Annotated in this window: 11 protein-coding genes; 4 read left to right on the top strand and 7 right to left on the bottom strand. The window is 58.4% G+C overall.

The features are described from left to right. Positions 1–101 precede the first annotated feature (101 nt). From ACR0IV_RS12855 to ACR0IV_RS12845, 3 genes are all read right to left on the bottom strand, one after another. A complete protein-coding gene (locus ACR0IV_RS12855; RefSeq protein ID WP_480658880.1) occupies positions 102–2,519 on the bottom strand; it encodes a GcvT family protein in 2,418 nt (805 codons plus the stop codon). 28 nt (positions 2,520–2,547) lie between these two features. After that, entirely contained in the window at positions 2,548–3,798 is a 1,251-nt protein-coding gene (locus tag ACR0IV_RS12850; protein WP_480658881.1) for an aminotransferase class V-fold PLP-dependent enzyme, read from the bottom strand. A 255-nt stretch (positions 3,799–4,053) separates the two neighbouring features. Beyond that, positions 4,054–4,950, bottom strand: coding sequence for a LysR substrate-binding domain-containing protein (locus ACR0IV_RS12845; protein WP_480658882.1), 897 nt, complete (start codon positions 4,948–4,950; stop codon positions 4,054–4,056). A gap of 227 nt (positions 4,951–5,177) precedes the next feature. Here ACR0IV_RS12845 and ACR0IV_RS12840 point away from each other — a divergent pair, with 227 nt between their 5' ends. The 4 genes from ACR0IV_RS12840 to ACR0IV_RS12825 are packed head-to-tail and all read left to right on the top strand — an operon-like array spanning position 5,178 to position 9,362. Further along, positions 5,178–6,533 (top strand): MmgE/PrpD family protein, encoded by a 1,356-nt coding sequence (locus ACR0IV_RS12840; RefSeq protein WP_480658883.1) that lies wholly within the window; start codon positions 5,178–5,180, stop codon positions 6,531–6,533. Between the two features lie 14 nt (positions 6,534–6,547). After that, the gene (locus tag ACR0IV_RS12835; protein ID WP_480658884.1) at positions 6,548–6,811 is read left to right on the top strand and encodes a hypothetical protein; all 264 of its coding nucleotides are present in this window, start codon (positions 6,548–6,550) and stop codon (positions 6,809–6,811) included. Between the two features lie 36 nt (positions 6,812–6,847). Further along, positions 6,848–7,813 (top strand): D-2-hydroxyacid dehydrogenase, encoded by a 966-nt coding sequence (locus tag ACR0IV_RS12830; protein WP_480658886.1) that lies wholly within the window; start codon positions 6,848–6,850, stop codon positions 7,811–7,813. A 1-nt stretch (position 7,814) separates the two neighbouring features. Next, positions 7,815–9,362 (top strand): trimethylamine methyltransferase family protein, encoded by a 1,548-nt coding sequence (locus ACR0IV_RS12825; RefSeq protein WP_480658887.1) that lies wholly within the window; start codon positions 7,815–7,817, stop codon positions 9,360–9,362. A 37-nt stretch (positions 9,363–9,399) separates the two neighbouring features. Here the strand turns inward: ACR0IV_RS12825 and ACR0IV_RS12820 are convergent, their stop codons facing one another. The 4 genes from ACR0IV_RS12820 to ACR0IV_RS12805 are packed head-to-tail and all read right to left on the bottom strand — an operon-like array spanning position 9,400 to position 14,946. Continuing rightward, on the bottom strand, positions 9,400–10,140 hold the full coding sequence (locus tag ACR0IV_RS12820) for a maleate cis-trans isomerase family protein (RefSeq protein WP_480472438.1): 741 nt from the start codon (positions 10,138–10,140) through the stop codon (positions 9,400–9,402). Continuing rightward, complete coding sequence (locus tag ACR0IV_RS12815) at positions 10,137–11,204, bottom strand: pyridoxal phosphate-dependent aminotransferase (protein WP_480658888.1); 1,068 nt, start codon at positions 11,202–11,204, stop codon at positions 10,137–10,139. Before ACR0IV_RS12815 ends, ACR0IV_RS12820 begins: the two co-directional genes overlap by 4 nt. Then, a complete protein-coding gene (locus ACR0IV_RS12810; protein ID WP_480658890.1) occupies positions 11,201–12,853 on the bottom strand; it encodes a hydantoinase B/oxoprolinase family protein in 1,653 nt (550 codons plus the stop codon). Before ACR0IV_RS12810 ends, ACR0IV_RS12815 begins: the two co-directional genes overlap by 4 nt. Continuing rightward, positions 12,853–14,946 (bottom strand): hydantoinase/oxoprolinase family protein, encoded by a 2,094-nt coding sequence (locus ACR0IV_RS12805; protein ID WP_480658891.1) that lies wholly within the window; start codon positions 14,944–14,946, stop codon positions 12,853–12,855. The genes ACR0IV_RS12810 and ACR0IV_RS12805 overlap by 1 nt, the downstream gene beginning before the upstream one ends. Positions 14,947–15,411: the final 465 nt, after the last annotated feature.

Raw genomic sequence — 15,411 nt, 5'->3', positions numbered from 1 at the left:
GACAATCATCGGGCCAATAGCGAAAGTATGGCCGATATTCGCAACATGTTTGAGCGTTCAGACATGTGGCCGAACACTCAAACTGCAATCTTCGGGATTACTTAAGAACGCAACCGCTTACCTTCGGGATCGAAAGGCGCATCCTTCAAGATACGTGCAGTATGCGGTTTACCCAGAACCTGGATCACCACCTCATCCCCGGGGTGCGCGACATTCGGGTCGGCATAGCCGATCGCCAATGACTTACTAACGGAATAGCCATAGGCACCCGAAGTCACCCGGCCAACTGGCTTACCATCTGACGTGAAGATCGGCTCACCTCCGGTCGCGTCCGCATCCTCGCTCACATCCAGCTCGAACAGTGACAGGAGTTCGCGCGGGGCGTTGTCTTTGACCGCCAGATAGGCCTCCTTGTGCAGGAACTCCTTGTCCAACTTGATCAGGCTGGCCAAACCGACCTCTTGTGGCCAGTATTCCTGAGAATACTCCCTGCCCCAGGATCCATAACCTTTTTCAATGCGCAACGATCCCAGTGCGCGACCACCAACTGGCCCACCATCACAGCCTTTTACCTCTTCGAGAAGGGCGGTGTAGAGGGCGACCTGATCCTCTTGTGCGCAATGCAACTCCCACCCCAGATCACCGGTAAAGCTGACCCGGATTGCCACACAGTCCACTCCAGCAACGGTTATTTTCCGGGACCTCATGAAGCGAAACGCCTCGTTGGACAGATCGGCATTGGTCAGGCGCGCCAGCGCCTCGCGCGATTTGGGTCCTGCAATGTTGAAGCCCGCGATACGATCGGTCGCGATTTCGAGCGTGGTGCCTTCGGGCAGCGGCACCATGTTGAAGAAACGTTGATGATAACGCTCGGCCATACCAGAACCGATCATCATGTATTCATCGTCATCCAGCTTGGTGATCGTAAAGTCGCCCGCAACGCCGCCGCGTACCGAGATTAGCGGCGTCAGGCAACTGCGTCCCACTTCGGTGGGCACGCGATTGGCCACGAGACGGTCCAGCCAATGATAGGCGCCCGGCCCCTTGATCACGTAATTTGCGAAGTTCGAGATGTCGATGACGCCTACATTTTCGCGCAGCATTCGCACCTCGCGTCCAACCGGATCGAACCAGTTCTGGCGCGTAAAGCCGTTGGTCTCTTCTGTGCCAGGTTCATCAGCAAACCAAAGCGGATGTTCCCAACCGCAGTTCAGACCAAAAACGCAGCCCATTTCCTTCTGCATTTCATAGGCCGGGCGCACACGGGCCGGGCGACCGGCGCTGCGCTCCTCGTTCGGGAAATGGATCTTGAAACGGTGGGTATAGGCGTCCTCGACCCGTGCCTTGGTGAACTTCTTGTCAGCCCAGTCACCAAAGCGGGCGAGATCCCAGGCGAACATGTCATATTGAGGCTCGCCTTCGATCATCCATTGCGCGGCCAGCAGGCCCAGCCCTCCCGATTGTGAGAAGCCGGGGATCAGCCCCCCGCACAGGAAGTAATTCTTCAGTTCGGGCACCGGCCCCCACAGCATATTGGCATCGGGCGACCAGATCATGGGCCCGTTGATCACCCGTTTGACCCCCGCCGTTGCAGCAACCGGTACACGTTCAGTGGCGCGAATGACATTCTCCATGATCCGGTCCAGATCATCGGGAAACAGATCATGAGCGAAGTCCAGCGGTGTGCCCTCTTCCGCCCAGAACTTCATGTTTTTCTCATAGGCACCGATCAGTAGCCCGTTGCCTTCCTGACGGAAGTAATACTCGCCATCCCGGTCGGCGATTGAGGGCAGACGACGGCCCAGATTGGCCACCTCGTCGATGGTTTCGGTCACAAAATACTGGTGCTCGGTCGGTTGCAGCGGCAACGTCAGCCCCGCCAGAGCCGCCACCTCTCGACCCCAGAGACCGGCAGCATTGACCACCCATTGAGTGTGAATGTCGCCCTTGGGCGTGCGCACGATCCAGCTACCATCAGGTTGTTGTTCGGTCGCGATCACCGGGCAAAACCGCTCAATGGTCGCGCCCATGGCCCGAGCTCCGGCGGCATAGGCATGAGGCACGCCTGACGGGTCCACGTTGCCGCCATCTGGTTCGTACATGATGCAACGAATGTCATCGAACTGCGCCAGCGGGTGAAGTTCCTTCGCCTCTTCACGGCTGACCTCATGGAAATTCAGGCCATAGAAACGCGCCTTGGCCTCCTGAAGACGCAGCTGGTGTTCCCGTTCTTCGGTCTGAGCAAGATAAAGCGATCCGGGCTGGAACACGCCGCAGCTTTGACCGGTTTCCTTCTCCAGCTCTTTATACAAGTTCATCGTATAGTGCTGAATGCGCGTAATGTTGTTGTTGTCGTGTAACCCGTGGATATTCGCCGCCGCGTGCCAGGTCGAACCGGATGTCAGTTCGTCGCGCTCCAACAGCACAACATCGGTCCAGCCGAGCTTGGCCAGATGGTACAGGATCGAGCAGCCGGCCAGCCCGCCACCGATAACAACAGCTTGTGCATGAGTTTTCATGAGTGTTTGTCCTTTGGCACACCGCTGCTCAAGCGGCGATCTCTTTCATGACAGCCAAGAACTTGGCGACTTCACCGATCGAGTTGTAGTGGCACATCGAAACGCGCACACAGGCGTCAAAGCCCAGCGGCGTCAGGATGTTGCCGGAGTAATGGTCCGCCTTGCGCAGATGCGTGCGGATCCCTTGTTCGTTCAGCTTTTTAACAACCTCAGCCGAGTCCACACCTTCAACGCGCAGCGATACCAGACCCTCGCGCGCTGGATTGTCGACACCCCCCAGAATGGTGACCTTTTCCATCTCGGCCAGACCACTAAGGTTTCCGGTGCCGTGGATCATGGCATCGGTCAGCGCCTTTTCCTGAGCGTGAATGGCATCGCCTGCCGCCAGAAACTTGCCGCGCCGATCGGTGGCATCGCTCACCTGACTGCCCAGCCATTCGAAATAGGACACGACGTCGGACATGGTGGCATAAGCTCCGGTGTCGCGCGTGCCCATTTCCCAATTGCCTGCGGGACCATCCAGCAAAGCATTGTGCTCGAGTTGGGTCAGACGGTCAGAAATCCACGCCACGCCGTATCCATGGCGAGAAAAGACTTTGTACGGAGAGATCACGTATCCATCGATATCGTAGGCAGTCAGATCAATCCGGCCATGAGCTGCATGCTGAATACCATCCACGATGATGAAGCAGTCCGGCGCGACAGCGCGAATGGCCTGCGATACAGCAGCCACATCCACCCCCATTCCCGTTACGGGCGAGGTGTGTAAAATCGTAGCCACCTTGGTATCCGGCGTCACAGCAGTGGCATAAGCCTCGGCGGTTATGGTGCCCGTGGCGTCATCATGGGGTATCAGTACATGTTCCTGCCCTGCAATACGGGCCCAGCGGTCACAAGCCGACCGCGTCGCCGGATGCTCCAGAGTCGATCCCAGCACAATACCGGAATCAGTTCCCAGGCAGGCGTTCATGATCAACCGAAACAGCAGTTCGGTTCCGCTTTCGCCTACAAAAAACTGCCCGCCGGGCGCGTTCATGAAATCCCGCATATCCGCCTTGGCTGCATTGATCGTTGCAACCAACGCATGAGACCCCGGGTTGTCACGCCCCTGATTGTCCGGGATCGCAGCATAACGAACAGAACTATCCAGCACGGAATTCAGCGTCAGCGCCCCTCCAGCGTTTTCGAAGAAAACCCGCTCACCCTGTTCGGGACAATGATCGATCTGAGCGAAACGGTTACGGACCTGTTCCTGCAGGCTTTCGGAAAATTGGCTCATGTTGTTGTGCCCGTGCGTGGTGGATGTGGTGTTGCTTTCGCGGAATTTAGTGTGGTTCGCGACCTAAGACTTGCAAAATAATACGGGCCAATGCATCCGAAAACTCTGTGCAAGAGCCTCGACAATTCCGATGCACCGTTCAAACGTGGCTTTACGTTTGGCTTGTCCTTCAAAGTGAACAAGGCAGGTCCGGCGACTGAACCGCGCCAGCGCACCGTTGCAACTCGTGTTCGTTCTGGTGCCGGAATACGCTGATCATCCATGTCGGGCATTGGTCTCCGACGCAGCCTTCACCAGCCAATCCTGAAACAGGCGGACTGGGGGTGTTACGGATTTACCCCTGAGCTTGACGTAGTAGGCCCAAGGGCTATCCAGATCGAATTCCAGGGGCTCGATCAGCAACCCACGCTCCAGGTAGGGTCGCACAAGTGACTTAGGCAAGGCCACGCAGCCCATCGATTTGGCGGCGAGTTCCATCGCGAGGTTGGAGGCATTCGTCCGCGGGCCCTCTTTCTGATTGAGATCCTGAAGACCAAACTCTGCCGCGATCTTTTCCCAATATGCGGGCCTGCCCAGAATGTGGATCAAGCGCGCATCCTGCAGTTGCTGCGGCTCGGTGAGCGCGCTGCCCTCCACCTCGAAACCGGGCGCACAGACTACGGTCAACTTGTCCAACCACAATCGCGTCAATCCGTCTGCCACGTCATCTACATGATTAAGCGTGATGGATAAGTCCGAGACATTAGGTTCGACATCAGTCCAGATCGTGCCATGCACGGTCAAAGCGATATCAGGGTGGACCTCAGCGAACCCTTGAATGACGTCGGGCAGCCAGTACTCTGCCAGACTGACCGGGCATGAAACAACCACGGTTCGATTATGCGAGCGCTGGACAATCGACTGCGTCGCTGCATCGATCTCCTGCAGCGCATGACGCACCGATGGCAAATAGGCTTTCCCCACATCCGTCAGCGACAGTGACCGCGGATGCCTCACGAATAGCGGGCGCTTTATGAACTCTTCCAACGAACGCACATGATTGCTTACAGCTGACTGGGTACAGTTCAACTCTTCAGCCGCACTGGTGAAACTCAGATGCCGCGCGGCAGCCTCGAATGAGCGCAAGAAGGAGAGGTGAGGCAGATTCATCATAGCGGGCACATCCGAGACAGGTATCAAGCCGATTAGGCCGCATAATCCGAAGCATTTCGCCCATTTGCGACCTCAGAACTGGTTCGTTCGCGACACGACTGTTCGATAGTCACAAAAAATCCGGTGCCATAGCCCGCAGTTTGTTTTCGTGCCGCATACCGAAAAGAGGTCTAAACTGGCCAAAGACATCCGAATTCCAAATCTCAACGCATGCATGCAGGCAGGCCGTGACGGACACTTTTGATAAGGTTGCAAGTTTTACCCTTGCCAGCAAGGTCGAGGATTTCCCCGATACAACACTGCAAGCGGCAGCGCTCATGCTGCTGGACACGCTGGGCATTACAATCGGGTCTGGACCCATGGCCGCCGGAACAATTGCCCGGGATACGGCTCGGGCACTCTATGGTGCAGGCGAAGACGCACTTGGCGCGCGAATGGTTTTCGACGGCCGACGTGTCAGCGTGGCCGGTGCGGCCTATGCCGCGGCCACCCAGACCGACAATCTGGATGGGCATGACGGGTACAATCCCACCAAGGGGCATATCGGCGTGGTGGTCGTTCCCGCCCTGATGGCGTTTGCCGAGACGGTCGATGATTTCTCGGGTCCCGAAGCGCTGGCCGCAGTCACTATCGGTTATGAAATCGCAGGACGTGCGGGCATCGCTCTGCACGATACTGTAAGCGATTATCATACTTCGGGAGCGTGGAACACCTTGGGGGTTGTTGCCCTTGCCGCACGGATGCGTGGCCTTGATGCAAATCAGATGCGTCAAGCAATGGGCATTGCAGAATATCACGGCCCCCGCAGCCAGATGATGCGCGAGATCGCCAATCCAACCATGCTGCATGATGGCTCAGGTTGGGGCGCGCTGGTGGGCGTATCTTCGGCCATTTTGGCCGAGAACGGTTTCACCGGAGCGCCTGCAATCACCATCGAAGCCGACGAAGTCGCCCCCCATTGGCAGGACCTTGGTCAGTTCTGGCAGATGGAGCATCAATACGTAAAACCCTATCCGATCTGTCGCTGGGCGCATGCTGCCATCGATGCGACGCGTGCATTGATGCGCGCACACGATCTGAGCCATCACTACATCGCGTCCATTCAGGTCAACACGTTCCATGAAAGCGCCTGTCTGTTCCAGGGCATGCCCGACGACACCTCAAAAGCACAATATTCCCTACCCTTTGCGGTCGCCACGATGGTCGCCCACAGGCGTATCGGGGTCGAACATATCACCGGGGCCGGTCTCGCGGATCCGCTGGTGGCCTCGATTGTCGAGCGCATTTCCGTAGCCGAGGCGGCGCGCCATTCGGATCGTTTTCCCAAAAGCCGCTGCGCCGATGTCAGCATCGTGCTGAAAGACGGACGTCATCTGGACTCGGGCGATGTACATGCCCGCGGCGGTCCCGAAGCTCCGATGGATCGAGACGAGGTTATCGGCAAGTTCATGGAATTTGCCGCGCCATCGCTGGGCGAGGCCCGGGCTGCCGCCATTCGCGACGCGGTGCTGGGGCTGACCGCTCCGACCTCAAAGTTCTCGGATCTGGGCGCATTGATCTACGACGCGCCTGACAGGGCGTAAGCGGAACCAATGCAATGCCTTTGAGTCTGTTGAAATACACGCTGTCGGACACGTACCCAGAGACCGAAGATATCCCGGCCACGCTCAATCTGAAACCCAGCCATGATGCCTTGATCAACAGTGGTGGCATCCACAATCTGGCCTATGCCCAAAGCCAGATCGCCCAGATCCGCGTCGGCCGTATTGAAGCGACCACATGGCGCTCTGAGCATCAGGGGCAGGACAGGTTCTGCGTCTTCGCCGACATCTCAAGCACCGCTTTTCACCCAGATGATTGAAACCGCTGCTCAGGAATTCAACAAAGAGGTCGCGCTGTGAAATCCCCCGTTACCATTCTACACACAGACAACCCCGAGGCCTCAAAGGCTGTGCTCACCCAACAGCATCCGGATCTTGAAATCCACACCTGCGACAGCTACGAGGCTCTGCCCCAAATGATCGCGGATACGCAAGCCGAGGTGGTCTATTCTGTCCGCTTCGCGGGCACGCCCGGCTTCCCCCGTCAGGCGTTGATAGATGCCCCCAGCGTAAGATGGGTCTCGGTGGGTGGATCAGGAACGGATCATATGAACCCGTGGGATACAGAGACGTTCACCTTGACCAACGCCGCAGGCGTCGCAGCGGATATGATGGCGCAATATGCGTTGGGGGCGATGCTCCATTTCTCGCTGGATCTTCCCGGGTTCCGAGACGCTCAAGCACGGCGGGACTGGATCCCGGGCAAGGTCGAACCGATCGACGGTAAGACCGTGTTGATCCTGGGCCTTGGTCAAACCGGTATGGCCGTCGCAGCCCGGTGCAAAGCGATGGGTTTGTCCACGATTGGCGTGCGTGCGCGTCCCAAAGATACTCTGAATGTTGACGAGGTGCATGGCATGGACGCCCTGCCCAACCTTTGGCCGCGGGCCGACTTTATCGTTGCCTGCGTGCCATTACTGGACAGCACCAAGGGTCTGGTCAACGCCTGCGCATTCGCCAGGATGAAGCCCGGTGCGGTGATCATTGACGTCTCACGCGGGGGCGTGATTGACGAGGCTCCAATGGTACACGCGTTGGAGACCGGCACCTTGAAAGGGGCCGCTCTGGATGTCTTCGCCATCGAACCTCTGCCTGCAGAGCATGTGCTGTGGGGGTTCAGTAACGTGATCATTACCCCGCATTGCTCATCGGTTTACGAGGGCTGGGATCTCAAATCCGTTGAGATGTTTTCGGACAACCTCTGGCGCTATCGCAAGGGCGAAGCGCTGACAAATATCGTCAACCCGCAACGAGGATACTGACATGGCACGAGAAAGACGCAGCGCCCGTGGCGGTGGTCGGCGGGGCAAAAGTGATCGCAGCAGTGCAAGCATCCAGCAGCTGCCCTGGCAAAATGTAGTCAACACATCCCCCAAAATGGAACTGCTGAGCGAAGAGCAGTTGGATCAGCTGCATGCGACCTCGATGCGTATCCTATCCGAGGCCGGAATTCGCGTCATGGGCGACAATGTGATGGACCTGTTCGAGAGGGCCGGAGCACTGGTGGACCGCGATACCAAGACCATCCGCGTTGACGAAAGCATCGTTACCGAGGCGCTGAAAACCGTCCCCAGGACCTTTACGCTGACGGGCCGCAACCCGGATAAGCGGATCACGATGGGGGGCAACCAAGTCAATTTCGGCCTCGTCGCGGGCCCGCCGAATGTACATGACTGCGTCAACGGTCGGCGGCCGGGCAACTATGAAGACTACTGCAACTTCATCAGACTAGCCCATCACTTCAACGCCATCCACCTGATCGGCAATCAGGTGACTGCACCGCTTGAGATGCCCGCCAATAACCGGCATCTGGACACTTATAACGCCAACCTGAGCTATAGCGACCTCAGCTTTCACTCCACGGCGATTGGACGGGGCCGTGCAATTGACGGCATCAACATGATGGCGATAGCACGCGGCATGACGCTGGAAGAGATGCGTACCGATCCGGGACTCATTACGATCATCTCGGTCAACTCTCCGCGCCTGTTCGACGACGCGATGGGTGACGGTTTGATCGCCATGGCCGAGCATGGCCAACCGGTTACGATCACACCGTTCACTTTGATGGGGGCAATGACCCCGGTCACCCTTCCCGCCGCGCTGGCGCAACAGAATGCCGAGGCGCTGTTTGGCGTCACCCTGACCCAGCTGGTCAATCCCGGCACGCCGGTGATGTACGGGGCCTTTACCTCGAATGTGGACATGCGCTCGGGTGCGCCTGCGTTTGGCACACCGGAAAACACCAAGGCCAACATGATCAGCGGCCAGCTAACGCGGCGATATGGCATTCCGTACCGGACCTCAAACGCCAACGCCTCGAACGTGGTCGATCTGCAAGCTGCCTATGAGACGATGATGGCCACATGGGGCGCCGTTCTGGGCGGGGCAAATCTGGTCTATCACGCGGCCGGATGGCTCGAAGGCGGGCTGACCGCATCCTATGAAAAACTCGTTATGGATGTGGAAATCCTGCAGAACATGATCGAGTATCTGAAGCCGCTGAAATTCGACGAAAGCGAGCTTGGATTTGATGCGATCAAAGACGTGCCCACTGGCGGCCATTTCTTCGGCACCGAACACACGATGGAGCGTTACGAGACCGCGTTCTACGCTCCGATGCTGTCCGACTGGCAAAACCACGGCGCGTGGGAGGCCGCAGGATCAAAAACTGCACTGAACCGGGCAACCGAAATCTGGCAACAAGCGCTGCGGGAGTATGAAGAACCCGTGATGGACCCCGCGATCCGCGAGGAGTTGGACGCCTATATCGCCAAGCGCAAAGAAGAGATTGGCGGGGACGAACCGTAGGAACAAAAAAAGGCCGGGTCATCAGCCCGGCCTTTGTTTACAGAAGGTCGAACAAACGCCCCGGCACATTACCCTGCCGAGGCAAGTCCAAGGCTCGCATCAACGCAAACATCATCGCTTGGTTCGAGGTCACAACCGGTTTGTTCAATGTCGCCTCAATCCGGTCGACAGCTTCGACGGCACGCATATCGGTGCAACTGAGTACAATGGCCTCGGCCTCGGGGTGGTCGGCCTGGCAGGCCAGATCGAACACCTCGCCCGGAGTCAGCTCACCCTGACCATAGTTTCCTAGTTCGCGGCCAATATTGGCACATTTAATCGTGGTGATCTGGTTTTGAGCCAGAAAGTCCACCGCTTGCGTGTTTATCTCGCCAAGATAAGGCGAAGAAAAGCCAACCTTGGTCACACCCAGCGTCTTGATGGCGCCCACCAAAGCCCCAGCCGCCGTGAACGACAGCGCACCCGATCCGGCCTTGATGTCTTGTGCCAGTTGCTCGTCAAACGACGGACCATGGGTCAGCGTCGCAGAGGTACAACCATACAGCACCACATCGGGTCGCACGCCCGAGATCATCTTCAGGTCATGGCTGATATCCGATGCCCCAAGACCAGCCATCTGATCCGAGCCGGGAATCTCATCCACGTCATATCCACCCATGCGCTGGAAATGCACCGTTGTATCCGGGCAGCGCATCAGCATCATATCCGCTTCGAGATTGGTGTTGGTGAAGGGCACCAATACGCCGATCTTAGCCCGTGTGCGGGTCTCATGTGTCATGACGTCACCTCTTTCAGAACGGCCAGACAGCGGTCCATGATGTCCTGCTCGCATATCGTGGCGCGCAAACAATCACCCAGACCATAGCCCCCCATGCCGCGCATCAGCAGCCCCTCGGCCCGCAGGGCAGCGTCCGCCCTATGCGCGGTTTCAACATCCGCAAATCGGATCAATACGAAATTGGTATGGCTGGGTGCAACAGACAGCCCCAGCGCCCGGCACCCGGTTGCAAAGCGATCCCGAATGGCAGCAGTTTTCGCCACTGTTTCGCGCATATGTGCCTGATCGCGCATCGCTGCCGTGGCCATGGCTTGCGAGGGGATCGAGACATTGTTGGGGTTCAGCAACTTGCGCACTTCATCCGCAACCGCAGGTGGGAACAGACCCCAACCCGCGCGCGCGCCTGCCAGCCCATAAGCCTTGGAGAAGGTGCGCAAGACCACGGTATCTCCACGATCCACCAACGCGAATATCTCGGCGGGGTCCTGAGACTGATCGGCAAACTCGGCATAGGCCTGATCGACCACCAGCAAAACATCTTCCGGCAGGGCATCGCGCAGACGGATAATGTCTGCATTCGGGATCAGAGTACCGGTTGGATTTCCCGGGTTGCAAACGAAGACGATCCGCGTCTCGGGTACGACAACTGCCAGAATATCGTCGACCGAAACGGTCAGATCCACCTCGTGCGCTTTCACATAGTCCGCCCGCACCTGCGCCGTCGCCGAGGCCACATAGGCATAACCGTAATCCGTGCCCAGCACGCGGTCACCCGGCCCGGCAAAAGCGCGGATAAGGCAGCCGATCAGTTCCATCGACCCGGCCCCGCACAGGATATGCTCAGCCGTCACATCATGCGTTTCGGCAATCGCCGTGCGAAGCTCGGGCCAGTCGGGATCGGGATAGAGCGGCATCTGCTGCAGTGTCGACTGCCCCGCCGCGATTGCTGCGGGGCTTACCGGAAAGGCACTTTCGTTCTGGGCCAGAGAAACGGTGTCCGGACCGCCCAGATCAGCCAAGGCGTAGGCAGCCATCTGCCGGACATGATCAACCGCCCGGATCATGACGCACCCCCATAGACCTTCGCGCCTTCATCCGTGACCAATCCGCGCTTAAGATCCAGCGCCAGAGCCTCTGGATCTCTCTTGACTGGATCGCCGAATCCGCCGCCGCCGGGCGTATCGAAGATCAGATAGTCATCACCTTCCACACGCAACTCGCCCTTGCCAGGGATGTCGCTATCACCATCGCGGAACCGGATGCGCCCCGGCGCACCGGGTTGTCCGCCCATGCGACCAAGGGCCGGGAATTTCAGACGTTCGACAGAAAGGAACACAATGAACGGGGCATTGTTGGACGAGGTCATCTCAATCCTCTGACCCAATCCACCGCGATACTGACCGGCACCACCGGAATCAGGCAGCAGTTCGCGCCGCCACATGATCACAGGGGCCACACTTTCGGTGATCTCGACCTGAGAACCGAAGACCCCCGATGGATAAGCAGTCGCCGACAACCCGTCAGCATGGGGCCGCGCGCCAGTGCCACCGTTGTGCACGGGTTCGATTGCAAACTCGCGCCCACCATTTGCCGCGACTTCGGGCGCATGGCGCATAGGTAGGTCGAACATGCACGAGGCACCCTCGGCAGGAACCTGATCCGGCAGTGCCCGATGCAAACAGCCCAACACCAGATCGGGGGTCACCTGCCCCAGCGTATGACGCATCGCCACCGGCACCGGGCGCTGCGCATTCAGGATGCAACCTTTGGGGCCATCGACGGTAAATGGTTCCAACGAACCCGCGTTGTTGGGAATATCCGGCCCGACGATGCAGCGCAGGGCAAAGACCGTGTACGCCGTGGCATAGTTCAGCGGCACGTTGATGCCCTTTTTCGAACAGCCCGACGTGCCGGTGAAATCCACATGCATCCCGTCCTTGGTGACGGTCAGAGTGGCGTGCAATTCCAACTCGTTCTCGTAGCCATCCATGCGAAGAACGTTCTTGTAAACGCCCTCGGGCACTTCGGCGATGGCCTCCAACGCGCCCTTACGCGAGGTGTCGATGATGTAGTTGCCCAGCGTGTCCAGATCATCGATCCCGAATTCGTCCATCATCGCAACCAGACGGGTCACCCCGGCCTCACAACAAGCGATCAGGGCGTAGATATCACCCTCGTTGGCGATCGGCTCGCGCGAGTTGGCGCGGATGATGTCCATCAGCAGCGCGTTGGGCGCCCCTTCTTCGACCAGTTTGCAGGGCGGGATCAACAGCCCTTCGTCGTAGATATCCGAACCTTCGGGACCCATACCAAGACCGCCCAAATCCACCAGATGCGAGGTGCAGGAGGTGAAGCCAACCACTTTACCATCCTTGAAGGCGGGCATCATCAGCAGGAAGTCATTCAGATGCCCCGACGCCAACCAGGGGTCATTGGTCATATAGATGTCGCCGGGTTTCATGTCCTGCAATGCAAAGCGCGCACGTAGATGCAGCACGGCTTCGGCCATCGTATTGATATGGCCCGGTGTACCGGTCACGGCCTGAGCCAACATCCGACCGTTGACGTCAAATATCCCGGCAGAGATGTCACCGCATTCGCGTACGATGGGCGAGAAAGCAGCGCGGATCAGGGTCTGACCCTGTTCCTCGACCACCGCCAGCAGGCGGTTCCACATCACTTGCAGGCGGGCGGTTGAAAGTTCAGCAGTCATCATGCGCTTCCTTTCTGGTCTTGAACAAGGACAAGGTTGCCGATGGCATCCATGTGTGCCGAGAAATCGGCGGATACGAGCGTGGTGGTTTGTGGTTCGTGGATCAAAGCAGGACCCGAGACGTGATCGCCGGGTTTCAGATCAGCACGAGCCGCAAAAGCCGCATCTTTTACTTTGCCATCAACATCACAAGTGATGGGGCGCGTTTCAGTCACGACGAACACCGACCTATCAGGCGTTCCCGGCACCGGCGGCACAGCGCTATCGGGGGTGGCGACGCGCACCGCCCAGTTCAAAATCTCAATCTTCATCCCCGGCACGGGGCGCGAGAATTGTTTGCGATACTCTTTCTCGAATGCAGCGGTCAGAGGGGTGATATCCTCGACCGACAGTGCCCGATCCGGCAGGGTGATCTCGATCTCGTGCCCCTGCCCGTTGTAACGCATGAAGGCGGTGCGTTGGATCTCGGTCGGCGCATCGCCTGCGCCTTGGGCCACGACTTCCTTTGCCTCGGCAATCATAACGTCGAACAGACGGTTCACGCCGTCCATATCCATACTGTCCAGTAGTGAATAGCGCGAGCGGACGATCTCGAACGAAACCGGCGCAAACAGGAAACCCACCGCAGACCCGACGCCCGGATTGGGCGGGATCACGATACGCGACACGCCGGCAGAGCGTGCGACGCGGCTGGCGTGCAAAGGGCCGTTGCCGCCAAAAGCAATCATCGTGCGCGGTCCAAGGTCCTTGCCGCTTTCCACGGCATGCATCCGTCCGGCGCTGGCCATGCTCTCGTCCACGATACGGCTGACCCCGTCGGCGGAGCCCACAGCATCAAGGTTCAGCTTTTCACCAATCACGCGGGTCAACGCAGCCTTGGACCCTTCGGGATCGAGTTGGATATGCCCCTCGGCAAAGGTATCTGGCACAATGTACCCGAGGGTGATGTCGCTATCGGTCACGGTGGGATCGGTGCCTCCACGCATGAACGCCACTGGCCCAGGCTCAGACCCGGCCGATTTCGGGCCAACGGTCAGACGGCCCAAGCGATCCACACCCGCTATCGAGCCACCACCAGCGCCGATCTCGATCATCTCGATCACCGGGATGCGCACAGGCATGCCCGACCCCTTGATAAACCGTGCGGCACGCGCGATTTCGAATGATCGCGAGGTTTGCGGGCGTGCGTTATCGATCAGGCAGAGCTTCGCCGTGGTGCCCCCCACATCAAAGGACAGCACCTCGTCCAAACCAGCCCGTGCGGCGATGCGCGCGGCCAGAATGGCCCCGCCCGCAGGGCCGGATTCGACCAGACGGATGGGAAACCGGGCAGCCGTCTCGACCGTGCACATGCCACCGCCTGCAGTCATCATCAGGATCGGACAGGTGATCCCTTCGGCCTCGAACTGGTCGACAAAACGGGCCAGATAACTCTCCATCAACGGCTGAATATAAGCGTTGGCGACAGTGGTGCAGAGCCTGTCAAATTCGCGCGCTTCCGGGCTGACATCAGAAGAAATCGAAATCGTCAGATTGGGGCGGTGCTCGCTCAGGATTTCTCGCAATCGCCGTTCGTGAGCAGGGTTGGCATAAGCATGCATCAGACAGATGGCGATGGCCTCGGCCCCGCTTGCATCAATCTCGGCAAGCAGGCCATCGACCTGCGTTTCATCAAGGTGGATCAGCACCTCACCCTCGACAGACATCCGTTCACTTATGGTCAGGGATCGTTCCCGCGGGACCAGCAGGTCCGGTTTTTCCAAGTTGATATCGTATTGGGAATACCGCCGCTCGTACCCGATATCGAGGATATCGCGAAAACCTTCGGTGCAGATGGTCGCCACAACGGCCCCGCGCCGTTCGATCAGCGCGTTGGTTGCCAGGGTGGTTCCATGGATGAACCCAGTCACCTCAGCCAGAGACCGGCCAGATTGCGCCATGACACGAAGTGCGCCTTCCATAGCGCCTTCAGCAGGGTTTTGATGAGTAGTCAGGGTCTTGGTCGAGGCCAACATGGTCTCGTTACCGGAAACCAGAACTGTGTCGGTAAATGTGCCGCCAATATCAATGGCCAGGCGCAGCGCAGTCGTCATGTATCATCCCGTGTTCTTGTGAGTGTAAGCAACAAAAGCACCCTTGCGGGTGGTCACCAACACATCGGCACAAGGTCACAACCGGTTGCACGGCGGCCCAAGCAGCTGGGGATGATCTGACAAGTCATGCAGGCATAATGCGTGCTGACGCGATGGCTACTAGCGAGTTTGCGACAAAGCGGCCTGCAAGCGACAAAATTCTCGCTATCGGGCAGAATAGGCTACCAGGTCTAGCCTGTAGATTTACGGGAACTTGTCCCGCGAACCATCATCGACCGGGGTTTGGCCTGGAATAAACGCTGTTCGCCATGCTCCAGACCGTATCAACCCATTTCGTATAGTTGAGACGCCCAAGCGAGCACGCTCTCCCCGCGATAGCGTCGCTTGGTTGCCATACTCCTCCCTTGCCCTCGCGTTTCACCTGATGCAGACTTTTACGTAGAGGAGGAATGCCTGTTTAACCGC

The organism is Ruegeria sp. C2, from assembly GCF_056537765.1.
The sequence above is the reverse complement of the archived record's forward strand: the minus strand, read 5'-3'. Positions and strand labels throughout refer to the sequence as shown.